We start from the raw sequence: 26298 nt of genomic DNA, 5'->3' as shown, positions 1-26298 counted from the left end.
CATAACCCGAAGGCCGCAGGTTCAAATCCTGCCCCCGCAATTGATTCACCTTAGCCTCTTGGAACCGTGGTGTAGAGGCCTAACATGCCTGCCTGTCACGCAGGAGATCGCGGGTTCGAATCCCGTCGGTTCCGCCATTTAAGTTTTGTAAGGCTCGGTAGCTCAGTCGGTAGAGCAGAGGACTGAAAATCCTCGTGTCGGCGGTTCGATTCCGTCCCGAGCCACCATCGTCTTAGCTGACAATCAAATAAGCCGGTGTAGCTCAACTGGTAGAGCAACTGACTTGTAATCAGTAGGTTGGGGGTTCAAGTCCTCTCGCCGGCACCATGTAATCCTGGAGGATTAGCGAAGTGGCCAAACGCAGCAGACTGTAAATCTGTTCTCGTCCGAGTTCGGTGGTTCGAATCCATCATCCTCCACCAGTTATAGGGGCATAGTTTAAAGGTAGAACAGCGGTCTCCAAAACCGTTAGTGTGGGTTCAATTCCTGCTGCCCCTGCCATTTACTTAACTTTTAATTGTCGTTCATATGGCGGTCGTGGCGAAGGGGTTAACGCACCGGATTGTGGCTCCGGCACTCGTGGGTTCAAGTCCCATCGATCGCCCCATCTATTCATTTAATGGGGATTAGCCAAGCGGTAAGGCAACGGACTTTGACTCCGTCATTGCATAGGTTCGAATCCTATATCCCCAGCCATTTTATGCGGACGTGGCTCAGCGGTAGAGCATCGCCTTGCCAAGGCGAGGGTCGCGGGTTCGATTCCCGTCGTCCGCTCCATTCATATTCATATGGCGCCATAGCCAAGTGGTAAGGCACAGCTCTGCAAAAGCTCTATCCCCAGTTCGAATCTGGGTGGCGCCTCCAACTTTATTGGAAATGATCCCATTTCTTTTTTCTTTATGTGCCGGTGTGGCGGAATGGCAGACGCGCGCGACTCAAAATCGTGAGGGAAACCGTGGAGGTTCGAGTCCTCTCACCGGCATTACAATTCCGTTGATTGAACGGTGAAAAGAACGTTGATTTATCGCTGACTATAGCGATGAATCAGCGTTTTTTATGTTCTAATCTTGGCCGGAGATTCTACAGCAGAAGAAGAAGATGAGAATCGATCAATATTAGCTTACTTTAGGTCATGGACTTTCAGTTCGCCGGTTATCTATAATCGAATTGTTTCCGCATATCTGTAAGCGCTTTATTGATGCTGCAAATCTAAATTTATTATAAGGAGGAGCACTGTGACAAACCGCCAAGGGGTTAATCCCTATCTTCCTTCCTGGGAGTATGTTCCGGACGCTGAGCCATATGTGTTTGATGGACGGGTTTATATTTATGGATCGCATGACCGTTTTAACGGCCATGCCTTCTGTCTGAATGATTATGTCTGCTGGTCTGCTCCTGTGGAGAGTCTTGCCGATTGGAGATACGAAGGGGTTATCTACCGTGCTGCAGATGATCCGTTAAATCCTGAAGGGAGCATGTGCTTGTATGCGCCGGATTTAACGGTAGGCCCTGACGGGAGGTACTATCTCTACTACGTGCTTGACAAGCTCCCCATTGTTTCGGTGGCAGTAAGCGCTACTCCGGCCGGTCCATATCAATTCTACGGGAATGTCAAATATGCCGATGGTACGCTCCTTGGAGAACGGGAAGGTGACGAGCCTCAATTTGATCCAGGGGTACTTACGGAAGGAGAGTGGACCTATCTCTATACTGGCTTTTGCTCACCGGAGGATTCCTCCCGAAGCGGAGCCATGGCCACAGTGTTAGGTCCGGACATGCTAACGGTGCAAGAAGAGCCTGTGTTTGTTGTACCAAGCAAGCAGAGAAGTATAGGGAGCGGCTTTGAAGAACATGCCTTCTTTGAAGCGCCTTCCATCCGGAAGCGGGGCGATACTTATTATTTGATCTATTCTTCAACGGCTATGCACGAACTGTGTTATGCGACGAGCCATCATCCAACTAAGGGATTTCAGTATCGTGGCGTAATCGTAAGCAATTGCGATCTTCATATCGATACGTATAAGCCGGCGAACAAGCCGATGTATTACGGCGGGAACAACCATGGCAGTATCGTTGAAATTCAGGGGAAATGGTACATTTTTTATCATCGTCATACCAATGGTACGGCTTTCTCTCGCCAAGGCTGTCTCGAACCGATTGAGTTCCTGGAGGATGGGACGATTCCCCAAGTGGAAATGACCTCCTGTGGCCCTAACGGTGGGCCGCTTGAAGGGCGCGGAGAATTTCCGGCCTACTTGGCCTGCCATTTATTTTGCAAGGATGAGGAAATGTATACCGGTGGTTTTGGCCGCATGGGAGCATGGATGGACAGCCGTTTTCCCAAAATCACGCAGGACGGAAGAGACGGCGACCCGGAAATCGGCTATATCGCCAATCTGACGGACTCCGCAACTGCTGGCTATAAGTATCTGTATTGTGAAGGCATCTGGAAAGTTCGGATTCAAGTGCGCGGTTACTGCCACGGATATTTTGAAGTGCGAACGGCTTGGGACGGACTAGCGCTGGGCCGTATTCCGGTGGATTCCACGAATGTCTGGCAGGAGTATGCTGCGGATATCCGAATTCCGGACGGGAAACAGGCTTTATATTTGACGTATATCGGCAATGGATGTGCCAGCCTCGCCTCCTTCACACTGGAGTGATGGCGGCTTAGGAATCCGTAAGCAGAGGGGGAGCAAAGAGATGTTGAGAGCAGTACGCGTGGAGAATGGCATGATTGAGGGACTGCCCGCGGCGGACCCCCGCATTAAACAGAGTTGAATTTGTGGAGAAGCTGCCGGGTAAGTTGATGCAGGTTATAGTGGAGCACTCTTACAACCTGGACCAGATACAGGAAGGGAAGAAGTAATCATGGACGATGCCAAGCTGATCCCTATGCGGACGGCTCCTTTAGGATTCGACAAGGAGAGAGAAGGAATCACCCGGGGAGTGATTCAGAGGATAGAATACCCCTCTTCTACAGTAGGCGGGGTCCGGAAGACTACGGTATATACGCCTCCCGGTTATTCCGATCATTCTGCTTGCAGCGTTCTGTACTTGCTGCACGGAATTGGAGGAGATGAAGAGGAATGGAGCACCTTCGGCAGTCTCCGGGTAATTCTCGATAATTTGTATGCGGACCAAACGATCCACCCGATGATTGTGGTATGCCCCAATTGCCGAGCCATGCCGGATGACCGGGCGCAGGGAGATCTTTTTGAAGCGGATAAGCTGGAGGCGTTTGAGCGGTTTGAATATGATCTGCTTCAGGATTTGATTCCTTATATCGAAGAGAACTTTACGGTACTGTCGGACCGGCGGCACCGCGCTATAGCGGGGTTATCGATGGGAGGGGGGCAGGCTTTGAATATTGGGCTGAGTCATCTGGACCGGTTCGCCTGGGTAGGAGCCTTCTCGCCTGCGCCCAATGCCAGACTGCCCGAAATGCTGGTGCCCGACCCCCAGAAGGCCGCCGAGGAGCTTGACCTGCTGTGGATTTCATGCGGAAACCAGGATAAGCTGAAGGGGGTCAGCGACCGAATGCATGCCTACCTCTCACAGCATAAAGTGCCCCATATCTGGCTGGAAGAAGAGGGCGACCATGATTGGCCGGTATGGAAGAACGGATTATATCAGCTGGCGAAGCGTATCTTCTAAAAGATTCTTTGAGGAGAAGAACAGGATGAACCAGATTCACTATGTCGAAACGAATGCAACTCATGAGAGTGATTTTGTGTTCGATATTCCCCAGGGCCATCAGTGTTGGCTGTTGGTTATAACCAAAACTCCCGCTCTATTCCGGGTGAATGGAGAACTGAAGGAATACCCGGCTCATCATGTCATCCTGTATGAGGCGAGGCAGCCCATTTACTATAGAGCCTGCGGCAACGTATATATCAATGACTGGCTGCGTTTTTCATCCGACGAGATTTACATATCCAGGACTTCGCTTCCCTACGGTATTCCCTTTGCCCTGGATGATCCGGATTATTGCAGCAAGTTGTTTGAACTGCTGGTCGTCGAGCACAACTTTAACCGGAACTGCCAGGAATCGTCCATTGATTCTCTGCTGCGCATTCTCTTCAATAAACTGCAGGAATCGTATTGGCAGGGAGACTTACGGCCTCAATATTACAATCTCCAAAGGCTACGAACCGCCATACAGACAAACCCCGGCGATCCATGGACGGTCTCAAGGATGGCACAATCGCTGCAGCTTAGTCCCGGCTACCTGCAGAGCATTTACAAAAAAACATTTGGCATTTCCTGTATGGAGGATGTGATTAACAGCAGAATCCGCCTGGCCAAAGAATATCTCTATCAGAATACACTTAGTGTTGCAGAAGTGGCTTTTCGCTGCGGCTATCGTAATATTGAGCATTTCTGCCGACAGTTCAAGAGAGTTACCGGATATTCACCAGGCAGATACCAACTCTATAAAAATGATTCTGGAGTCCTGCTGCCTAACACTCGGCTTGACCGGCCGGGACGATGAACAATAAAGCCTGGAACTGCTGCGTCTGCAGCGGTCCAGGCTTTTGGTGTTCATGCATTCGTCCGATTTAACTTTCCCGCATCCAGACCAGCATTTCCTGTCCGGGCGTACGGTTGCCCCAGAGGGTGTAAGGGACCGCGGTGAGGGTGACAGGGCGCTTCACCGGTTGCCTGGAGCTGTACAGTTCATTTCCGGGGGGAGATTCCAGGCGGAAGCCCTCCGTCTCCAGAAAGACAACTTCATCTCTCCAGCGGCCCGTAATTTCGCTGATTGGAGCCTCGGGAGACAGACTGAGCGCGGCCAGCGGCGCGCCGTTGTCCTCTTCCTCGAAGCAGTAGACCAGCGGTCCGCGCTGCAGGGCGACCCGGCCGGCATTGGCCCGGGCGAGCGGGTTAGCGTAGAGCCGCTGAGGCTTCATGCCGAACTCGGCGGTTAGCCGGTCGCCCTGGGCCCAGCTGCGCTGCACATAGGCATAGCCGTCGCAAATTACGGGAGTTACCGCTTCGCCGTTCACGGCTAAGCGGCAGTCCGATGCCCAGCCGGGCACGCGAATGGACAGGGTGAAGGCTGCCGGGCCTTCAAGCGCTCTGACAGTAAGGGAAACGGAGCCTTTCCAGGGGAGCGAGCTGTCCATTTTCAGCTTCAGACGGGTATCGCCCAGTTCGGCTTGAATGTCGCTGCCAATGAATAAGTGGGTGTAGAGGGTATTGGAGCTGGCCGTATAGATATACTGGCTGAGCGAAGTCAGCAGGCGCGCCACATTGGGCGGGCAGCAGGCGCAGCCGTACCACTTCTGGCGAACCGCTTTGACATGGTGTTTGCCGGGATTCTTGGCGCTTGCCTCAGGCCATACTTCCATCGGATTGACATAGAAGTAATGCTTGCCGTCGCCGGCGATGCCGGCTGTTACAGTATTGTACAAGGCCCGCTCCATGACGTCGCCGTACTCGCCCTTAACCTCCGCCTGAAGCATGCGCCGGGCGAAGAAGATCAAGCCGATGGAGGCGCAGGTCTCCGAATAATTCGTGTCATTGGGCAGATCGTAATCAAAAGTGAAGGCTTCGCCAAGATGAGTGGAACCAATGCTGCCGTTAATATACATTTGCCGGTGCACCATGTTGTTCCACAAGCGCCGGCAGGCCTGAAGCAGCGATTCGTCTCCCCGGTGAAGAGCCAGGTCGGCCATGGCGGTATACATATAGACGGCCCGGACCGCATGGCCGGACGCGGCCTCCTGCTCCCGTACCGGCTTGTGCGCCTGGAGATACTCAAGAGCCGGAGGAGTCTCTTGGACAACGCCGGGCGACCAGTGGGAGATTTGGCCCCGTGCCTTCCATTCCTGGTGGAAAAAGCTTGGATCTTGTCCCCGCTCGTCGATGAAGAAGGAAGCCAGCTTCAAGTAACGCTCCTCTCCGGTCGCTTCATAGAGTTTAACCAGAGCCAGCTCGATCTCCTGGTGGCCGTCGTAACCGCGAATCTGGCCGGGCTCCGGCCCGAACCTGCGGTCGATATGATCGGCGAGCCGGCGGGCGACGCCGAGCAGAACCGTTTTGCCGGTCCCCTGCCAGTAGGCGACGGCTGCTTCGATCAGATGGCCGGCACAGTACATTTCGTGGCAATCGGTGAGGTTGGTCCAGCGCTTGCCCGGCTCGGCCAGGGTGAAATACGTATTGAGATAACCGTCTTCCTGCTGGGCGGCGGCAATCAGCTCGATCGCCTCGTCGGCCAGACGCTCCAGATCGGGGTCGGGAGAAGCCGAAAGTGTGTATCCGACGGCCTCCAGCCATTTATAAAGATCGGTATCCTGAAAGACCATACCGCCGAAACCGCCCGGCTCCAGGCAGGCAGCCCGGCGGAAGTTGGAAATAGCGTGGCTTGGTTCGGCATCCGGAATCCGGTCATTGAGAGCCTCCCACTGATAAGGAATAACTGTCTGGCGCACCAATTGCACATAAGGAGTCCAGTATGGATCATGGATAGAAACGCTGTTCAGATTCAAGGGCCGGGAGGGTACAGCATGCTGCAAAGGGTTCATCATATTCACGCTCCGCTCTACAAGGTGGGCTTTCGACTATTATGATAAGGGATATGAGGTGAAATGTCGGTGGGCTGTCCGTCAGAATCGGTGGCAAAAAGGCGGAAGCTCCGGGATTTACTTTTGATGATGAACTCTTTAATCTGGTAGAGACGGACGAGAGCCGCACATTGAAGCAGGAGGACGATTCCGTGACAAAACTGTTAATCAAAGGGATGGATATTTCGTTCTGGGATGAGATCGTAACGGAAGGAGGGGCGTTCTACGAGAACGGGAACGAGAAGGATTTGCTTCAGATTCTGAAGGACAGCGGAGTGAATTCGATCCGGCTTCGGCTCTGGAACGACCCGGAGGCCGGATATGTGAATCTCGAGCGGACGCTGATGACGGCCGCCAAAATCAAGGCTGCCGGCCTGCACTTTCTGCTGGATTTCCATTACTCCGATTATTGGGCCGATCCCCAGAAGCAGACGAAGCCGAAAGCCTGGGAAAGGCTCAGTTTCCCGGAACTGGCCGAGGCGGTGGGAGTATTCACAGAGCAGGCGTTGACCGCGCTGAAAGAGCAGGGGACGCTGCCGGACATGGTTCAGATCGGCAACGAGATTACGCCGGGAATGCTGTGGGAAGAAGGCAAAGTCGGCGTTCCCGCCGATGTCGGAACTACCCGGGAACGATGGATCGGCGACGAGGCCTGCGACAACGACCGCCAGTGGACGCAGCTCGCCAAGCTGATTCAGGCCGGGGTAGAGGCGGTACGCCGGGTAGAGGATGAAGATCATAAACTGGAAGTGATGATTCATCTCGACCGGGGCGGCGACAACGGCGCCAGCCGTTATGTGCTGGATCGTCTGCTGGAACGCGGCGTTAGGTTCGATGTCATCGGGCAATCGTTCTATCCGTGGTGGCATGGCACGTTGGAGGATCTGGAAGCCAATCTGAAAGATCTGGCGGTCCGTTACGGCAAGGATCTGGTCGTTGTTGAAACCGCTTACCCCTGGACCTTAACGCCCGAAGACGGACTGGAGTTCATTGTGAACGCGGAGGACCAGCTTCTTGCCGGATGTCCGGCGACGGTAGAAGGACAAACCCGTTATTTGAGCGAGCTGATGGCGGTGATTCGCCGCACCCCGGATGGGCGGGGACGGGGCTTCCATTACTGGGAGCCGGCATGGATTCCCTCCAAATCCGAGTGGTCAGTCGGACATGCCAACAACTGGTCCAATCTGACGCTGTTTGATTTCAAGGGCAACCGCCTGGATTCGCTGGATGTTCTTCGCCCTTAGTCATTCTACCTTTCTATACTTTCCATAGTGGAAAAATTACACAGGCCAACTTATGCAGAGAAGTGCATAGTTGGCCTTTTTGTGATTAAAAATCACGATTGACATATTCAGGAACAGTTATTATCATTGTTATTAACTAATGGCAATAAAATACTAATAAAATATAACGAATAACAATCCGCTAATAAAAGGAGAGTTGGTGGTAAATGCAAGGCACAGAAGGAAGCCCGGAAGTGGACAGCAGTCCGTCTCTTTATACGCTTCGCTCGTTTATCAAAGATTACCGCTGGCATATTTTTATTTGTCTGTTATCTTCCATCATCAATGTTGGGATCGACATTTCATTGGCCGTCTTGGTTCAGCAGGGGATTAACCAGGCAATTTCCGGCGATCATTTTGACACTTGGAAGATCGGATTCATCGCTCTGATGATTGTGGTCGGCTTTATCGTTAAATATTTAGTTAAAGCGTTTACTGTAAGCGTTAGCACTCGAATAACCCGCCATATTCAGACTCATATTTTTGACCATCTCGGAAATGTTAAAATCTCCTTTTTTGCCCAGCATTCTACCGGTGACACCGTGTCACGGTTAACCTCCAACATATCTTCGATTCAAAACTTTCTCCAGAATGACCTTTACAATTTGCTGTATTTGCCGCTGCTTTGTGTTGCCGCAACGATATATATGCTCTCGATCAATTGGCTGCTGTTTGTCAGCTGTATAGCAATCATTCTGGTATCCGTGCTGCTTATCGGTATCATCAGCAGGCCTGTCTCCAAGTACGCCAGTGAGCTGCAGGCTCATATCGGCCGTTCCAATTCGATTTCCCAGGATGCCTACATGGGCCTTCATGTCATTAAGGCTTTCGGTCTGAAGCCTGTATTCTCCGGCAAATACAGATCTGCGATGGAGGATGCCCTGTCCTCTTCCATTGCTCTGGAGAAACGAAAGACCTGGATGAATCCTTTTATCGTGCTTCTGAAGCTGGGACCTTTCATCGTCTGTATATTGCTGGGCGGATATATGGTGATCCATGAAACCATCGACCTGGGCAGATTGACTGCTTTTTTGCAGCTTCTCAATTACTTAGTCAATCCGGCGAGCGTGCTTCCTATGGTTATTACGAACTTAAGACATGTTATAGGGGTTTCCAAGCACCTGTTCGAGCTTTTAAGGCAGCCGACTGAACGCGCGGACGGCAATGCCTTTGGTAAGGGGAGCGATCATCTGATTGAGTTCCAACAGGTTTCTTTTACATATGACGGCAGCAAGCAGGCCGTTGACAACCTCTCCTTCAAGGTGCGGGAGAATACGACAACCGCGTTGGTCGGAGCGAGCGGAAGCGGCAAATCAACGCTGTTTCAGCTGATATGCGGGTTCTATGAACCGGACCAGGGCTGCTGCAAATTCTACGGAAGGGATATACGGGAATGGAACTTAAAGGCTCTGCGCGAGCAGATTGCGATTGTATCCCAGGATATCTTTCTGTTCCCTGTGACGATTGCAGAAAATTTATGTTACGGCCGAAGCTCGGCTACCTCCGAAGAGATGATTGAAGCGGCGAAGGCGGCAAATGCTCATGAATTCATCATGCGGCTTCCCGAAGGCTACGACACCGTCGTTGGCGAGAGAGGGGCTTCGTTGTCCGGAGGGCAAAGACAGCGTCTCGCCATAGCAAGGGCGATTCTCAAGGACGCTCCGGTGCTGCTGCTGGATGAGGCCACCGCCGCTCTGGATATGGAGTCGGAAGCATTGGTGCAGGAAGCTCTTAAGGAGCTCATGAAGGATAAAACGGTATTGATTATTGCTCACCGGTTGTCCACGGTGAGGGATGCCGATCAGATTCTCGTTCTAGACCAGGGAACTCTGCTGGAGTCGGGAACTTATGAGGAATTGTTGAAGCGGGAGGGACCCTTTACCCATCTGTTCCATGCACAATACTCGGCATAGGCCGCCCCTCTGGCTAGAAAAGGAGCCGAAAGATGAATGACAGCAGTCTGAGTTCAAGAAAAGAATGGTTGAGAGTGCTTGCGTATATGAAGCCGAGAATAGGCATCTATACGGCGGGCGTCCTGGGGAATTCGTTGACAGAGGCCGGGATTTTTGCGGTCATGGCATTTGTGTTCAGGGACATGATCAATGCGGGCATCGAGATGAATAAATCGCTGTTGTACCGTGCGGTATGGACGATTGGAATTACAGCCGTATCGGCAAGTATTCTCCTGATCGGATTCAGCTATCTATACAACTGGTGTGTAAGGAAGACAATGGCTGAAATACGCGCAAATACGTTTGATGAGATGACGCGTCTGAAGATGGAGACGGTCGAGCGTATGCACAGCGGCAATTTTATTTCTGTTATGACCCATGATATCCAGACCATCGAGCAGGTATTCGCTATTCAGATCCCCAGTATGGTTTATGCGGTGATCTACGGTTCCAGTTCGGTAATTCTTCTCCTGATGCTGGATTGGCGGATCGGCTCCATTCTTCTGTCGATAGGCTTGCTGTTTGTCTGGTTCAACAGGCTGTTCGTTCAGTCTTTCCGTAAGCTGGGAGACAGAATCCAGGAGAGCCAAGGCAGAATGAATGAATACTTGACTGATTTCCTGGGAGGATTCAGCGCCGTCAAGATGTTTCATCTGGAGCGGAAAATGAGCGGCCATTACAAAGACGCCATCGAGGAAGTGACTAAGCTGTCTATAGCGAGAGCCCGGAAACAGGGGTTGATTGACGGGATCAACTTCACATTAAGCTCGCTGAATTATGCCGGTGTCCTGATCGTATGCGCTTATATGGTATCGAGAAACTGGATTGGAGCAGGCGACATTGGTGCGATTGTTCAATTTGCCATCGGGATTGCTTTTATGTTCCAGCAAATTGGCGGTTTAATGACTCAGCTTCAAGGTTCGCTGGCCGGAGCATCCCGTGTATTTGCTCTCGTGGACGGAGACAAGGAGAAGGACTTGCCGGAAATACGGAATACACCGATGACGGATAAGAGATTCATGATTGAAATGAAGCATGCAAGCTTTGCCTATGAAACCGGCAGAACCGTTATAAATGAGGTCTCGCTTACGGCACTTCAGGGGGAACGGATTGCTCTGGTCGGCCCCAGCGGGGGAGGCAAGAGCACTCTTATGAAGCTGCTAATGGGCTTCTATTCTTTAGACAAAGGGGAAATCCGGATTGACGGCGTTCAGGCGGAATCGGTAGATCAGATCAGCGATAAGTATGCCTATGTTCCCCAGGATGCTTATTTGTTTCAAGGTACGATTGCCGAGAATATTCGCTTTGGAAGAATGGATGCCACGGATAAGGAGATTATGGAAGCTGCCCGTCAAGCTTACGCCCATGATTTTATAATGGGATTTCCGGAGGGATATGACACGGTCATTGGTGAACGGGGCGCCTTGCTGTCAGGCGGGCAGAAGCAACGAATCGCCATCGCCAGGGCCATGGTGAAGAACGCTCCCATTCTGTTTCTCGATGAGGCTACTTCAGCGCTGGATTCCGATTCCGAGAATTGGATTCAACTCTCGCTGGAGAAGCTCATGGAGGATAAAACGACGGTCTCGATCGCTCACCGATTATCTACGATTCGGGGCTCGGATCGGATTTATGTCATTGATCAAGGGAGGGTGGTTGAGGAGGGCAGGCATGAGCAATTGCTTCAATCGGAGGGACTCTATTCAATGTTGAATCAGAAACAGAGCTCAAGCCGAAATTCTTGTGCAAAGGAGGAATCTGCTTGACGTCCGGAGTTGCAGGCAAACAAATGTACTCGCTTTCGCATTCTCAGAAGAGGTTTTGGTACACAGATAAAATTTACCCGGGAACAGGTGTCGGAAACGTCATATTGGAGAGCCACTTGAAAGAAAGAGTGGATTTGCATCAGTTTGAGCAGGCTCTGAATCAAACGGTTATGCAAAACGATGCGCTTCGGCTAAAAGTCGAAGAAAGAGATGGCACATTGGTGCAGTATGTCTCAGACTTTGAGCCGGTAAAGCTTGAGGTGCTCCATTTCTCCGGCAAAAAAGAACTCCGGGAATGGATCCGGCATGAAGCGGGCAAGCCTCTGCCGCTCGAACGCTCCATACTGCATTCGTTCACAATGGCGGTTGTGAATGAATCCCATATTTTTGTACCCAAGATCCACCACTCTATATGTGATGGATGGGGATTGAGTCTGCTTTTGAACCAGACTTACGAACATTATAGCCGGTTACGGAAGGGACAAAGCCTGTCCGATACCCCCAAGCCTTCCTATACCGATTTTATCCGCTCGGAGGAGAAATATAAGGATTCGGCAAGGTTCAGGAAGAACCGGGACTTTTGGCGGGAGAAATTTGCAACTCTTCCGGAACCGTTGGAATTATCGCCTAAGCGTCCAGCGTTAAGCGATATCAGCTCGGAAGTCGGCCGGCATTATTTGAATGAAGAAGTGTACAAAAGGCTGCTTGATTTTTGCGCCGAGCATCACTTTTCTCCGTTCCGGGTTCTTTTATCCGTCTGGTTTATTTATTTTTACCGGACTACCGGTAAGGAGGATATCGTTCTCGGCGTTCTGTTCCATAATCGGTCCTCGGCTGCCGAGAAGCAGACCATTGGCACCTATCTCAGCACCACTCCTCTTCGGTTACAGGTGGAAGGCTCGTTCAGCCTGGTTGATCTGATTCAAAGCGTCGAAGAAGAGCAGAATCAAATTATCCGGAACCAGAAATACCCTCTGGATCTCCTGATGGAGGATATCAGAGAAACGCATCCTACCGTTCAAATGTCGGATCTTTTCCGGGTGCTGATCTCCTATCAGAGCTTTGAGTTCTCCACTCAGTATGTCGATCAGTACGAGATGAGCTTTACGGGAAGTGAGCTGGATGACTTGTCCATTCACTTTAGCGATCGCGAACATAGCGGACAGCTTAAGGTAGATATCAACTATCGAACGAACCTCTTTACGGAGAATGAAATCCGGAGAATGTTCGAGGGTTTCTTGCAATTACTCACGGAAGCGTTGAAGAACCCAACCTTAACGATCTCAAAATTGAATATGCTCTCTCACCGGGAGCGCTCGATGTTGAAAGCATTTAATGCTACCGGAGTGGACTACCGGCAGGAGGCGACGGTCCTTCAATTGTTCGAGGAGCAGGCAAGAAGAACCCCCGGGCGTATCGCAGCAGTCTTCAAAGATACCGATGTCACGTATGCGGAACTGAATCAAAGAGCCGACAGACTGGCCGCCCTTCTGGCAGCGGAGGGGGTCAGGGAAGGAGGTATTGTAGGATTGCTGGTCCAACGTTCCCTGGACATGCTCGTATGTATCTTGGCGGTCTGGAAGGCGGGCGGCGCCTACTTGCCTCTTGATCCGGGGTATCCGCCGGAGCGCATCCAATATATTTTGCAAGACAGCGGGACAGACCTGCTGCTTGCGCAGAGCGGCCAGCCGGATAGGATCTCCGGTTATTCGGGCAGGATGCTGAAGGTGGACCATCTGCCATCCGGCCATTGGGAGAAAGCTCCCTGTATGGAGCATTCACCGAGTCAATTGGCTTATTTAATCTATACCTCAGGCTCCACAGGAAATCCAAAGGGAGTAATGATCGAGCATCGGTCTCTTCATAATTTTATCCGCGCGATGCTGGACCGGATCGCCTTTGATGAAAGCAAGACAATGCTATCCTTGACCACAGTATCTTTTGACATCTTCATACTGGAGAACATCGTTCCGCTAATCGCCGGAATGAAGGTGGTGATAGCGGATGAACAAGCACAGGTAGACCCGTCCTTGCTGGCCGATCTGATTACCCGGGAACAAGTGGACATGCTGCAGATCACACCAAGCCGACTGCGGTTGTTGCTGGATCACCGGGAGCATGCAGTCAGCATCAGCCGTCTGTCTGAAATTATGATCGGAGGCGAGGCGCTTACAGAGCAGATGCTGGCTCAGGTTCAACGGTTGACACAAGCAAAAATCTACAATATGTACGGACCCACGGAGACGACTGTCTGGTCTGCCATAGCCGATGTAACCGGCTGTAAGAAGGTTACAATCGGCCAACCGATTCACAATACTCAAATCCATATATTGGATGATTATGGCAACCGGATGGCCGTTGGAGCGGTGGGTGAAATCGGCATTTCCGGGGATGGACTGGCACGAGGGTATTGGAACAGACCGGAACTTACGCAGCAAAAGTTCATCTCATGTTCCTGGGAAGAGGGAGAACAGGAATCCGACCTGTATAGGACAAGAGTATACCGGACAGGTGACCTGGGACGAATCTCAAGGGACGGGGAACTCGAATGTCTGGGCCGAACCGACAATCAGGTGAAAATCAGGGGATTCCGAGTCGAGCTGGGGGAAATTGAAAATACCCTTCGAAGAATGCCCCAGATCAAGGAATGTGCGGTTATCTGCGGTGAACATCAGCCGGGCAAGCCAATGTTGATTGCCTACTTTGTTCCTGAAGGGGAAGGGACAGTCCCGGACTTGAGAGCCTATCTTGCCGAACATTTACCGGAGTATATGATACCCGGACAATATTACGCGCTGGACAGCTTCCCGCTAACGCCTAACGGGAAGTTGGACCGCAACTCGCTACCGTCGGTGGGGGAATTGGAGCCCCTTGAGACCTCGGTGTATGTGGCGCCTATGAACGAGATTGAAGAGAAACTGGTATCCGCGTGGCAGGAGGTGTTGGGAACATCCCGTATCGGCATCCATGACAATTTCTTTGAACTCGGGGGGAACTCGCTTCTGTTGATCCGGCTGCATGAGAAATTAAGCGGATTGTTTCCCGGAAGTGCCCTCAGAGTCGTCGATTTGTTTGATCAGCCCACGGTATCTAAAATAGCAAATTTTATAAAAAATGCAAATAAAAAATTCTGTGGTGCAGGAATGGAACGCATTCTATTCCCGAAGGAGTATTTTACGGAACCCGGAGAACGCAATGAAGAGCTGACGTTTCATTTTGTGCTCTCCGATCAGGACGCTGCACAACTGATAAGCAGAGCGAATCAGTACGGAGTACAGGTTGAGGATATCGCCTTGTCCCTTTATATGTATGTGATCTGCCATATTACGGAGAACCCGGTTGTCCCTATCCAGCTCTGTTCCGGGCAGAATTCCGACATTCGCCAGCTTGAACTGGATTTGAATACATATGGCGAGATCGGAGAGCTGATCTCATCCGTGGGCCATGCCGCGGGCAAGGAAATGCAGGAGGGGGCGTATCCGCTGGCTTGCTTAAAACGACACGCTCACACCGTGGACCGACCGTTCGTGCTGCCTTTGTTTGTTGCAGGGGAAGCTTGTCCATTCACGGTCCGGCAGCATTTTGAAATCATATTAAAGTTCCAGCCGCTTGCCGGAGGCTTTCGGTTTGATCTGTACTATCAGGCCGATAAAATTCGCAGGTCGTCCGCTGAGCATTTTTTTGAATTGTACGTTCAAGCCATGGAAATCGTGCTTCGTCCATCCTAAATGACTACAGAGAGGATCGATCAAAATGCAAAAAACCGCTTTATTGTTCCCGGGACAAGGGTCCCAGTATGTGGGAATGGGAAAATCCCTGCATGATCAATACGCTGTTGCAAGAGAGACCTTTGAAGAAGCCCAGGATGTTCTTGGATTCCATTTGGGTCAGTTATGCTTTGAAGGCGGTTTGGCCGAACTGACGAAGACGGAGAATACCCAGCCGGCCATTCTGACGGCGAGCGTGGCGGCTTACCGGGTATGCATGCAGGCCTTCAATTTGAAGCCGGACTTCGGGGCGGGTCATAGTCTGGGAGAGTTCTCCGCGCTGGTATGTGCCGGAGCGGTGAGTTTTGCAGATGCCCTGCGACTGGTCAGACAGCGCGGTCTGCTGATGCAGGAGGCTGCGATGCATGGAGCCGGAAGAATGGTCGCGGTAACCCGGGTAAGCGGGGAATTAGCCGAGCAGGTATGCGCGTCGATATCAAGACCGGATCATATCGTAGTGGTATCGAATTACAACGAGAAGCAGCAGACGGTCATATCCGGCCATACGGACGCCGTATCCGAAGCATGCCAAATTTTACAGGCCTATGATGCTGCTCTGATTCCCCTGGAGGTCAGCGCCGCTTTTCACAGTCCGCTGATGGAGAATGCCGCGTCCTCGTTTGAACCATTGCTCCGTACCTTTGCATTTCAGCCGACCGGGTATCCGGTTATCTCCAATGTAACTGCGCAGCCTTATGCGGGTACGGAGAATATAGCGGATCAATTGGCCATGCAGATGACCCATGCTGTCCAGTGGACCCGAACTATGGAGTACCTGGATCATGAGAGGGTCGGACTGGCGCTGGAGCTTGGACCCAAGCAGGTGCTGAAGAAAATGATGCTGAAGCATTCTCCTCAGGTCACTGCTCTCTCTCTCGACTTAAAAACGGACTGGTCCATTCTGGAGAAGTATCTTGCTTCGCAGGAAAAGGCGGTACAAGCCGGTAAACCGTCTTTTCTGGGGAAATGCCTTGCCATTGCCGTAAGTACCCAGAACCGGAATTGGAATCAGGAAGAGTACCAGAAGGGCGTTGTGGAGCCGTACAATCGGATCAAATGGCTGCAGGAGCAGATCGAATCCGGTGCAAGGGAGCTTACGGCAGACGATATGAAGGCGGGAATCGACATGCTGCGATCAGTGTTTGCCACCAAGGGGGTTCCCTCCGCCGAGCAAAACGGCCGTTTTCAGCAGTTGATGGATCAAACAGGGACGAGGGCGGCAGTGGAACCTTTCCTTGCGCCTGTTGAGGCGTTGTAAGGAGGCGAAACCGATTGAAGCCATTATTGGATTTGCAAAAGTTCGAGCTGTCCGGCGGACGGATTAAGACGCATATCAATACCGTAGACCATTCTCTCAAGGATATCGCCATTATCGGAATTCACGGGCAATTTGCCTCGGCGGGGAGTATCCAGGAATTTTGGGAAATGCTGCGGGAGGGCCGGGACGGGATAACCGATTTCCCCATGGAGCGCCAAGCGTACCTAAGCGAATATTTACAGGGCCAGGGACTAAGTGAGCGGATGCTGGAAGATTTGGAGTATCACGCCGGCGGCTACCTGAAGGATATCTCCAGCTTTGATTATGAATTGTTCGGTATCTCTCCCAAGGAAGCCGGGTTAATGGATCCGAATCAAAGGTTATTTCTTCAAGCTGCCTGGGCCGCTCTCGAGGATGCGGGCTACGGGGGGGACAAATGCTCAGGCAGCCAAACCGGGGTGTATGCAGGTCATAATAACGACTTTGGCGAGGATTATAAATCCTTCATTCAGGTTCTGGACCGGGACGCTATGGAAATTTCGGCCATAGGCAATCTGAAATCCATTATTCCGAGCCGGATTTCCTATCTCCTGGATTTGAAGGGACCCAGTTGTGTCGTGGATACGGCCTGTTCCTCTGCACTGGTGGCGGTACATCTGGCTTGCCGGGCCCTCCGCAGCGGGGAGTGCGACATGGCTCTGGCTGGAGGCGTGAAGCTGCATCTGCTCCCTATAAAAAGAACCAACGCCCAGGGAATAGGACTTCATATTGTGAACAATGTCGAGGCCCATGACGGAAAGGCCAAAACCTTTGACGATACCTCGGACGGAACGGGACTGGGAGAAGGTGCGGCGGTGATTGTATTAAAGCCTTTGACCAAGGCGCTGGAAGACAAGGATCACATCTACGCCGTTATCAAAGGAAGCGCAATGAACCAGGACGGCCGCTCAATGGGCATTACTGCGCCGAATTCTTCGGCTCAGGAACAATTAATTATGGAAGCCTGGAAAGATGCCGGGATTGATCCGGAATCGGTCAGTTATATTGAAGCGCACGGGACCGGAACGAAACTGGGCGACCCGATCGAGATTCACGGTATTGAACGAGCCTTTGCCCATTTTACGGACAAGAAACAATTTTGCGCGGTGGGATCGGTCAAAACGAATATCGGGCATCTCGACAATGCCGCCGGTATGGCCGGCTTGCTTAAAGCCGTTCTTGCGCTTAAGCATCGGCAGATCCCCCCGACTTTGCGCTTCAACCAACCGAATCGAAATATTTCGTTCGTGGACTCTCCGGTCTTTGTTGCGGATAAATTGCTCGATTGGGACAGCAGGGAAGGGGCGCGGAGATGCGGCGTCAGTTCCTTCGGCTTGAGCGGGACCAACTGCCATATCGTTCTGGAAGAAGCTCCTGCAAGAGAAGAGAGGATGACAGATAGACGGCCTGTGCCGCCGGTCGTTACGTTTTCCGCGAAATCCCGGGAATCGCTCCGGGAATGGATGGAGAGGTACATAGAGTTCGCCCGGGAGAGATCGGATACGGAGGATTATTCGGATTTTGTGTATTCGGCGAATACGGGCAGAGGCCACTATCGCTGCCGACTGGCCGTTATGTCCCGCGATTGGAGCGAGCTGTGCAGCAGGCTTGAGCTGATCCGTGAACACGGTCTGGTAAGTCAACCGGAAGCTGGCTTGTTCTATGGTGAACACAAAGTGATTCCGGCGCAAAAGACGGAGGCGGCCTCCGGCGAAATTACCAGCAGCCAAGCCGAAGAGCTTAGCGCCAAAGCCAGCCGTGCAGTTGGGACGCTGGCAGCTGACTCCGCTGCCGGGCCGGGCATGCTGCTTGAATTATGCGAAGCCTACGTGCAAGGGGCAGAGGTGGACTGGGAAAGCTTATACCTTCATGGCAGGTATCATAAGATTCCGCTGCCGGTGTATCCCTTCAAGCGAGAATCCTGCTGGGTAAGAGCTTCCCGGCCAGCAGTCCCCGCCCCTCTCTCCAAATCCGCGCTGCTGGATGCGTATCCGCTGCTGGATCATTGTCTGGCAGAATCAAACGGAATGGATATTTATTCAACAACCATTCATGTCAGCGCGCATTGGGTGGTCCGCGATCACAAAATCAAGGGGAACTACGTGCTTCCCGGCACGGCCTATCTGGAGATGGTAAAAGAAATCTGGTCTTACAGGTTTGGTGAACGCCCCTTGTATCTCGCCAATCTCACCTTTGTGTCACCGCTCATTCTGGGAGAGAACGAAAGCAGAGAAGTTCACACCTTATGGAAGACGACGGAGCGGCATATCGAGGTTATAATCTCCAGCCGTGCTGATGAGGAATGGACCGTTCATGCTGAAGGGGTAATCGAGCTTGAACCTTGGTCGCAGGCTGACAAGGCAGAGATTATGGCGAGAGCGGATGCGCAACGGTGGTCTCTTATAGCCCCCAAAGATCAGGCATCGGGAGCAACCGGCGAAATCGCGGTGGGAGGAAGATGGAAGAATGTCCGGGAGCTACGGTCAGACGGACAAGCGCATAAGCTGAATATTGAACTTCCCTCTGAATTCGAGGGGGATATGAAGGCCTACCATCTGCATCCGGCTTTGATCGATTGCGCTGTCAACGGAGCGAATGCCTGGCAGAGCGATGACCTCTATTTGCCCTACCGGTACGGAGCCACGCTTATTCGCGGCAACGCGCCGCAACGGTTTCACAGTTATTTGGTGAGAAAGGACAAACCGTCGGCCCATTCGGAGACGATGGTATTTGATATCGTACTGGCGGACGAGTCCGGTGCCCCCTTTATGACGGTTCAGGATTATACGGTGAAAAAGGTTCATCCGAAGGGGTGGACGTCATCGTCTTTGAGGGAGCCTTCTATGTATTATCGCACGGGATGGGTGCCGGCCCAGTTGGACCGGACAGTGTCTGTCCCTGTTCAGACCGGATATCTCGTATTTCTGGATCATAACGGTTTAGGACGGCAACTGTCCTCCAGACTTCAAGCTGAAGGCGCAGAGATTGTTGAAGTCAGCATCGGCCAGGAGAATCGGGAGATTTCCCGGAACCAGTACTTGATTGACGGCAGCCGGGAGAGTTATGAGCAGCTGATGGCCCGGTTGAAGACCCGGGGACTGCAGGCTATCCTCCATTGTCTGACCTTGGATAAGCTTCCTTGGGCGGAAACTGCACAGGACCTGGAGAAAAAACAGCAGGCCGGTCCGTTCAGCCTGTTCTATATCGCCCGTTCCCTCATTCATAACAAATGGCCCGGGGAGCTGGATTTGTTCCTGATTTCAAATCACGTCAATAACGTTACGGGCGAAGAAGCGGTGCTGAATCCTGCGGGTAAAAGCCTCTTTGCTGCAGGTAAAGTTCTCCAGCAGGAGCATTCCCACTTGAATTGCCGTTGCCTCGATATCGAGCTGGATACCTCGCCGGAGTTGATTCTGGCGGAGCTGGCGCCCCGGCAAAGAGAGCGCGAGGCTGCCTACCGGAGCGGATGCCGCTATGCGGAAGAATTAAGGGAGGCACCGCTTCCCGAAGGAGAAGGTGAACCGCTTCGCTATCATTCCGAAGGGGTCTACGTAATTACCGGAGGCACGGGCGGACTCGGGCTTGAGATCGGCAAGCATATGGCCCGGCAAGCGAATGTTCAATTGGCGCTCATTCACCGATCCTTTTTGCCTGAACCTTCGGAGTGGGAGACCCTCCTTCAGGCAAACAGAGACCGCAGGCTGTGCCCCAAAATTGCTTCGCTTCTGGAAATCCGGCAATATGGCGCTTCGGTTACCTGCATTCAGGCGGATGTTAACGACGAGGAAGCCGTTCAAGCGGCTATAAAGGAAATCAGGCATACGCTGGGACCGATACGCGGAGTGATTCATGCGGCCGGCGTTGCAGGGGACGGATTTCTCTTCAGAAAAGAAGAGCATGCCTTCCGGAGCGTGCATGATACGAAGGTGCAGGGCGCCTGGAACCTGTATCAGGCCACTGTCGACGATGATCTGGACTTCTTTGTCATGTTCTCATCCATTTCTTCTTTGGTGGCGACGCCCGGTCAAGCGGACTATACCGCAGCAAATGCCTATCTGGATACGTTGGCGGCCAATCTGAGGAAGCGGGGCAGGAAGGCCCTCAGCATCAACTGGGGGCCGTGGAAGGAAGTCGGAATGGCAGCCGATCACGAGGTCGATACCGATCAGGGGGCTTTTCGAGGAATCGGTACAAGCTTGGGGGTGTCTGCCTTTGACAAAGCCTTGGACTCCGGGTTGGACCGTCTGGCCGCCGCGGAGCTGAATGACAACCCGCTTGAATCCCTAAGTCAGGATCTGCGGATATCCGAACGGCTAAGCAAAAGACTGACCCGAATGAGAAAGCCGGCTTCCGGCACAAATCCCGGTTCTTCCGGATCGGGTCCGGCTCAAACCGCCATCATCCTCCACGGCAGGGATGCCAGGGATATCAATGAGACGGAACGCGGAATAGCCGAAGCGTGGTCCCGTGTACTAGGCGTATACGAGATGGATTTGTACGACAGCTTCTACAACCTGGGCGGCGATTCCATCATGGCTACCAAGCTGCTGAAGGAGCTGAATGCGCGGTTCTCCGGTGCGATTGATATTTCGGACATCTTCACCTACCCGACGATTGCGGAGCTGGCCCAACTGGTGGATGGAAAGAAGGCTACCCAACCCGCTGCCGCCGGCACACTGGCAGAGATTCTGGACAGACTCTCCAAGGGGGAAATAACCGAGGCAGAGGCCGACGAGTACATGAATCAATTGAATTTCTGAAATAACCATGCACACGAGAGAAAGCGGGGAACAGGCTGTGTCCAAATTAAAAAGCTACATATTAAAGCAAGTTGCCGAGCAGCGGATTCCAAGCGCGGACGCCGAAGCTCTGTTGAAGGAAATCCAGGGAACGCCGCGAAAAGCGGAGGAGGACAGCATCGCTATTATCGGGATGTCCGGTCAGTTCCCGAAAGCAAAGAACCTCGGAGAATTCTGGGAGCATATCAAGGAGGGGGAGAATTGCATCGGCGATTTGTCCGATGAGCGAAAACGCGATATTGAGCATATTATCGGCAATCCTTCTTACTTTGAATTCATTTTGGGCGACGAACCTCCGAAACTGGAGCATCCGGACGACCTGTTCGCAAAAGGAGGGTATCTGGATGAGGTGGACAAGTTTGACGCCGCCTTCTTTGGCATACCGCCCCGTGAAGCCAAATTTATGGACCCCCTGCAGCGCCTCTTTCTAGAGACCGCCTGGGCAGCAATCGAAGACGCCGGTTACGGAGGCAGGAGAATCGTAGGGACGCGAACCGGCGTGTTTGTCGGTAAAGACAACACCAGTACTGCGCTGTATAAATATATTACGGCTCCCGATCCGATGCATCTCACCGGCACCTGGGAAGGGATTCTGGCAAGCCGGATCGCTTATATCTTTAATCTGCAGGGTCCGAGCATGGTCATTGACACGGCTTGTTCCTCTGGTTTGGTGAGCATACATACGGCCTGCCAGTCGATCTTGAACCGAGAGTGCGATATGGCGATCGCCGGAGGAATTGCCCAGTCGTTTTTTTATGTGAAGAATGTTAAGGGGCCGATGGATCTGAGCTCGGTAGAGTCTACAGAGGGGCTGGTTCGGACTTTTGATAAAGATTCCAAGGGGACCTTGTGGGGCGAAGGCGTAGGGGCCGTATTGCTAAAGCCGCTCAAGAAAGCGCTGAAGGATGGCGATCAGATTCATGCCGTGATTAAGGGGAGCGCCATTAACAATGATGGAGCTTCCAACGGTATAACCGCGCCCAGCGCTGCGGCTCAGGAGGACGTTATCGTTCGGGCCTGGCAGCGGGCGGATATCGACCCGGAGACCATCAGCTACGTGGAAGCGCACGGAACCGGAACCACATTGGGGGACCCGATCGAGATTAAAGGGTTAACCAATGCCTTCAGTAAATATACGAATAAACGGCAGTTTTGCGGGATTGGGTCCGTGAAGACGAATGTAGGACATTTAGTCGCGGCTTCCGGCGTGGCTTCGCTTATGAAGGTGGTTTTGGCAATGAAACATCGGCAAATGCCGCCGACCATCCATTTTGACGAGCCCAATCCGTTTATTAACTTTGCGGAGACGCCGGTCTATGTCAGCGACAGACTGAAAGACTGGGAGAGCGACGGCACGCCGAGAAGAGCCGGCGTAAGCTCCTTCGGATTCAGCGGCACCAACTGTCATCTGGTTCTGGAAGAGGCCCCTGCGGCTAAACGGGAGCCGGAGTCCGAGGAGTGTGGGCTAACCCACTGCCTCACGATCTCCGCCAAAAGCCGGAATGTTCTGGAGGATTTCCTGCAGCGTTATCTCGATTTTGCACGGACGGAACCGGAGCTGGATCTAGGCGCTCTCTGCTATACGGCGAATACCGGCAGAGGACATTATGCTTACCGAATCGTGCTGATGTTCAAGGATCGTGAGGAATTGGAACAGATGCTCCAGGAACTTGTAGCCGACGGACTGGAGAGGGTCAGCAAAATAGGCGTTCTGTACGGTGCGCATAAGATCGTTCCGGAAATGAAGAAGAACAAACTGGCTCATGAAATCACCGAGGGGGAGAAGAACAAGCTCACCAAGCAGGCAGCCGCGCACCTAGAAGGCTTCAGCCAGCTGAAAGATGCGATCAAAGAGCGGGCGCTGAGTGAGATTGGCCGCCTGTATGTATCGGGAGCGGATGTGGATTGGGACAAGCTGTATGCGGACCGGAGCTGCCGCAGAATCAGTGTTCCCGTGTATCCGTTCGAACGGATCCGCTACTGGGCCGAGCCGAAATTGTCCAAGGTGAGTCTGTCCGCTGCTCCGGCCGGGAGGCTGCATCCGCTCATTCATACGCAGCTGGTGAACACCATGAATCAAAGCGTATACCAGACGCTGTTTACAACGGATACGCAGTGGGTGTTGTCCGACCATAGAATCAAGGGCAAATGCGTAATTCCGGGAACGACTTATCTCGAAATGGCCCGGGCTGTAGGCGAAATTCATTATCCGCAGTCGGCTCTGGAGCTTCGGGACGTCATCTATTTGACGCCGCTTATGGTCCAAGTGGAAGAGACCGCAGAAGTCCATACGATTGTGAGCAAAGAGAAGGGATACTTAGCATTTACTATTGCCAGCAAAACGACGGACGCTGTTCCCGCTTCCGGCGAGGCCCGCTGGTTGATCCATGCGGAAGGGAAGATCGCGTCTATCCGGTCTCATACGCGTACCCGGAGCGGACTGGAGCAAATCGCCACCGAAGCCAACCGGATGAAAGACCCCGGGACGTTGAATTCTTCCGACAACGTATTTACGTTCGGACCAAGATGGGATAATGTACAGGCCATTTACGAGAGCGGCAACGAGGTTCTTGTCGCTCTGAAGCTGGAGGACTCTCTCCACGGCGATCTGAAGGAGTATGGACTTCATCCCGGGCTGATGGACAATGCGGCCAACATGACCAGTCAGAGCATCGGAGAGGGAACGTATCTTCCTCTGAATTATAAGCGGCTCTCTCTCTACGGCAGAATGCCCGCCGAGTTCTACAGCAGCATTCGCCGAAAAGGCAACGAGGCCGGAAGTCTGGAAACCATCACCTTTGACATCTCCCTGATGGATACAAGCGGAAAGATATTTGCTGAAATTTCGGATTACACCATTAAGAAGGCGAAAGAATCCCAGCTTGTGTTCAAAGAGCCGACTGCCGAATCCCATTCTATGTACTGCATGGAATGGACCGAGGATTTGTCCCCTTCGATCGAACGGACCGGCCGGACCGGCGCTGTCGTCCTGCTTAAGGGAAATCAGCCGGTATGCGAAGAGCTTGCGGAGCAGTTCAGAAGCCGCTGTCAGCAACTGATTGAAGTGGAACCGGGATTGCGGTATGAGAAGGTAAGCGATAGCCATTACCGGGTCCCCTTCGATGCCGAGGAATTCGACAGGCTGATGAAGGAACTGGCAGATACGCCGGTAAGTCTGGTCGTTCATGCGTTCAGTCTGGACGGAAAAGAAAGCGGAACGGAGATCGAGGACCCCGACGAATGGCTGGGAAGGGAATTATACAGCCTGTTCCATATAACCAAGGGGATATTGAAGCATAAATGGAAGGGACGGGTTGAGATCGCCCTTCTTGCCCGGCACGTCAACCCGGTTACCGGCAATGAAGACGGTCTTCATCCCACCGCCAAGGCGATGTTCGGATTGGGAACAACCCTCAATCAGGAGTATTCCAACCTGTCCTGCAGATGCATTGATTTCGACCAGGCGACTACGGCGGAAGGGTTGTTCCGCGAACTGTGCCGGAGCGAAGCTCCTTATGAGATCGCGTGCCGGAACGGCAAGAGATACCGGGAAGAGCTGCGCGATTGCCCGGCAGACCCGGACGGACTGGCGGATCTGGAAATCCGGAACAGCGGCGTATACCTCATTACAGGCGGAACGGGCGGGCTCGGCCTGCAGGCTGCCCAATACCTGGCGGGCAAAGGAACAGCCCATATTGCCTTGTTGGCCAGAAGTCCATTGCCTGAACGGAGTCAATGGCAGGCTGTTCTGGATAAGCCGGGAGACGACCCGGCGCGCGCCAAAATTGCGATGCTGCAACATATCGAACAGACAGGATCGACGGTTGAGTTGTGCCAGGCTGATGTCTCGGATTGCGGCGCTTTGTTCCGGACGGTGGCGGAGTTGCGGAGCAAATACGGCCGGATCAACGGGGTTATACATACGGCGGGCGTTGCCGGGGATGGCTTTATTCTGCGCAAAGACATGGACGTATTCCGCAATGTCATCAAACCTAAAATACATGGAACCGTCTACCTGGACCAAGCTTGTGAGCAGGATGATCCGGATTTCTTCGTGCTGTATTCGTCCATTACTTCCGTTACGGGCGGGGTCGGACAGGGAGATTACACGGCGGCGAACGCCTTTCTGAATGCGTATGCGTATGCGATGAGACGGCGGGGACGTAAAGCCCAGTCCATCCTTTGGCCGGCTTGGAGAGAAGTTGGAATGGCCGCAGACTATCAGGTGACCGACGATTATACCTGCTTCGTCTCCATCTCTCCGGAGACCGGAGCCGATCGGTTGGATAAGCTGTTGAGAACTTCCGCTTTGCCGGCCGTTATCCCGGCCGAACTGAACCTTTCCGTGCTTCAGGCAAGCTTGAGCAGCCTAGCGTTGGCCGTCTCTTCCGAGATCCGCTCCAGCATAGACCGAATCGCGAAGGGGGCGGAGACTCGTGAGGTTGAAGAACAGCGGATGCTCGATTTTGCCGAAATTCACCTCGTTGGCAAGGACGCTGAGGAATACAGCCTGCTGGAACAGCAAGTGGGTCTGTTGTACGGCCAAGTTCTGGGGCTGAACGAAGTGGATGTATACGAGACCTTCCATGCGCTTGGAGGAGATTCGATTCTTGCGACACAATTGTTGAAGGCCATTGAGCGGTCCTTCCCGGGCATTGTGGATATATCCGATATCTTCACCTATCCAACGGTCACTCAGCTTGCAGGGTTCATGGAGAAAAGAACGGGACAATCCAGCGAGGCGGGCAGGAAAATGCAAAAGGACGAGAATCTGTCCGACGATGAACTTCTGGATATGCTGGATGGTTTGGAGAAGGGGAGCATTTCAGTTCAGGGAGTTCTTAAAAATCTGAATGGGTGAGGAT

11 protein-coding genes and 10 tRNA genes are annotated in these 26298 nt (G+C 52.7%); 20 read left to right on the top strand and 1 reads right to left on the bottom strand.

Going from position 1 to position 26298, the window contains the following annotated elements:
• The first annotated feature begins 60 nt into the window (after positions 1-60).
• From F4V43_RS00775 to F4V43_RS00715, 13 genes are all read left to right on the top strand, one after another.
• A tRNA-Asp gene (locus F4V43_RS00775) sits at positions 61-137 on the top strand.
• A 14-nt stretch (positions 138-151) separates the two neighbouring features.
• Positions 152-227, top strand: a tRNA-Phe gene (locus tag F4V43_RS00770).
• A gap of 24 nt (positions 228-251) precedes the next feature.
• A tRNA-Thr gene (locus F4V43_RS00765) sits at positions 252-327 on the top strand.
• Positions 328-336: 9 nt separating this feature from the next.
• Positions 337-422, top strand: a tRNA-Tyr gene (locus F4V43_RS00760).
• A gap of 5 nt (positions 423-427) precedes the next feature.
• Positions 428-501, top strand: a tRNA-Trp gene (locus tag F4V43_RS00755).
• 30 nt (positions 502-531) lie between these two features.
• Positions 532-607: transfer RNA gene (locus F4V43_RS00750), tRNA-His, on the top strand.
• Positions 608-620: 13 nt separating this feature from the next.
• A tRNA-Gln gene (locus tag F4V43_RS00745) sits at positions 621-696 on the top strand.
• Positions 697-702: 6 nt separating this feature from the next.
• A tRNA-Gly gene (locus F4V43_RS00740) sits at positions 703-777 on the top strand.
• 13 nt (positions 778-790) lie between these two features.
• A tRNA-Cys gene (locus F4V43_RS00735) sits at positions 791-864 on the top strand.
• Positions 865-903: 39 nt separating this feature from the next.
• Positions 904-982 (top strand) — tRNA-Leu (locus F4V43_RS00730).
• Between the two features lie 253 nt (positions 983-1235).
• On the top strand, positions 1236-2663 hold the full coding sequence (locus tag F4V43_RS00725) for a family 43 glycosylhydrolase (RefSeq protein ID WP_150456315.1): 1428 nt from the start codon (positions 1236-1238) through the stop codon (positions 2661-2663).
• A 208-nt stretch (positions 2664-2871) separates the two neighbouring features.
• The gene (locus tag F4V43_RS00720; protein WP_150456314.1) at positions 2872-3657 is read left to right on the top strand and encodes an alpha/beta hydrolase; all 786 of its coding nucleotides are present in this window, start codon (positions 2872-2874) and stop codon (positions 3655-3657) included.
• A gap of 25 nt (positions 3658-3682) precedes the next feature.
• Positions 3683-4495 (top strand): helix-turn-helix transcriptional regulator, encoded by an 813-nt coding sequence (locus F4V43_RS00715; protein WP_150456313.1) that lies wholly within the window; start codon positions 3683-3685, stop codon positions 4493-4495.
• Positions 4496-4562: 67 nt separating this feature from the next.
• Here the strand turns inward: F4V43_RS00715 and F4V43_RS00710 are convergent, their stop codons facing one another.
• Positions 4563-6530 (bottom strand): glycoside hydrolase family 127 protein, encoded by a 1968-nt coding sequence (locus F4V43_RS00710; RefSeq protein WP_150456326.1) that lies wholly within the window; start codon positions 6528-6530, stop codon positions 4563-4565.
• Positions 6531-6721: 191 nt separating this feature from the next.
• Between F4V43_RS00710 and F4V43_RS00705 the strand changes: the two genes are divergently transcribed.
• The 7 genes from F4V43_RS00705 to F4V43_RS00675 all read left to right on the top strand — a co-directional run bounded on the left by F4V43_RS00705 (position 6722) and on the right by F4V43_RS00675 (position 26294).
• Positions 6722-7813: an arabinogalactan endo-beta-1,4-galactanase gene (locus F4V43_RS00705; RefSeq protein ID WP_223879728.1), complete on the top strand. Its 1092-nt coding sequence runs from the start codon at positions 6722-6724 to the stop codon at positions 7811-7813.
• Positions 7814-8019: 206 nt separating this feature from the next.
• Positions 8020-9765, top strand: coding sequence for an ABC transporter ATP-binding protein (locus F4V43_RS00700; protein ID WP_150456312.1), 1746 nt, complete (start codon positions 8020-8022; stop codon positions 9763-9765).
• 32 nt (positions 9766-9797) lie between these two features.
• Positions 9798-11570 (top strand): ABC transporter ATP-binding protein, encoded by a 1773-nt coding sequence (locus F4V43_RS00695; protein ID WP_150456311.1) that lies wholly within the window; start codon positions 9798-9800, stop codon positions 11568-11570.
• Positions 11567-15298, top strand: coding sequence for a non-ribosomal peptide synthetase (locus F4V43_RS00690; protein ID WP_150456310.1), 3732 nt, complete (start codon positions 11567-11569; stop codon positions 15296-15298). The genes F4V43_RS00695 and F4V43_RS00690 overlap by 4 nt, the downstream gene beginning before the upstream one ends.
• 25 nt (positions 15299-15323) lie before the next feature.
• Positions 15324-16595, top strand: coding sequence for an ACP S-malonyltransferase (gene fabD, locus F4V43_RS00685; RefSeq protein ID WP_150456309.1), 1272 nt, complete (start codon positions 15324-15326; stop codon positions 16593-16595).
• 14 nt (positions 16596-16609) lie between these two features.
• Positions 16610-21394 carry a type I polyketide synthase gene (locus F4V43_RS00680; protein WP_150456308.1) on the top strand — a complete coding sequence of 1595 codons (4785 nt, stop codon included), beginning with the start codon at positions 16610-16612 and terminating at the stop codon, positions 21392-21394.
• 37 nt (positions 21395-21431) lie between these two features.
• Entirely contained in the window at positions 21432-26294 is a 4863-nt protein-coding gene (locus F4V43_RS00675) for an SDR family NAD(P)-dependent oxidoreductase (protein WP_191089416.1), read from the top strand.
• Positions 26295-26298 lie beyond the last annotated feature (4 nt).

This window comes from Paenibacillus spiritus (genome assembly GCF_008710135.1).
GTDB lineage: Bacteria > Bacillota > Bacilli > Paenibacillales > Paenibacillaceae > Paenibacillus_AQ > Paenibacillus_AQ glufosinatiresistens.
Note: the sequence above shows the minus strand (reverse complement) of the source record. Positions and strands in the feature narration are given on the sequence as shown.

Bases quoted from the DNA above. Each gene is read 5' to 3' on its own strand.
- F4V43_RS00710 (WP_150456326.1), bottom strand. From the start codon at position 6,530: ATGAACCCTTTGCAGCATGCTGTACCCTCCCGGCCCTTGAATCTGAAC.
- F4V43_RS00720 (WP_150456314.1), top strand. From the start codon at position 2,872: ATGGACGATGCCAAGCTGATCCCTATGCGGACGGCTCCTTTAGGATTC.
- F4V43_RS00715 (WP_150456313.1), top strand. From the start codon at position 3,683: ATGAACCAGATTCACTATGTCGAAACGAATGCAACTCATGAGAGTGAT.
- F4V43_RS00700 (WP_150456312.1), top strand. From the start codon at position 8,020: ATGCAAGGCACAGAAGGAAGCCCGGAAGTGGACAGCAGTCCGTCTCTT.
- fabD (WP_150456309.1), top strand. From the start codon at position 15,324: ATGCAAAAAACCGCTTTATTGTTCCCGGGACAAGGGTCCCAGTATGTG.
- F4V43_RS00695 (WP_150456311.1), top strand. From the start codon at position 9,798: ATGAATGACAGCAGTCTGAGTTCAAGAAAAGAATGGTTGAGAGTGCTT.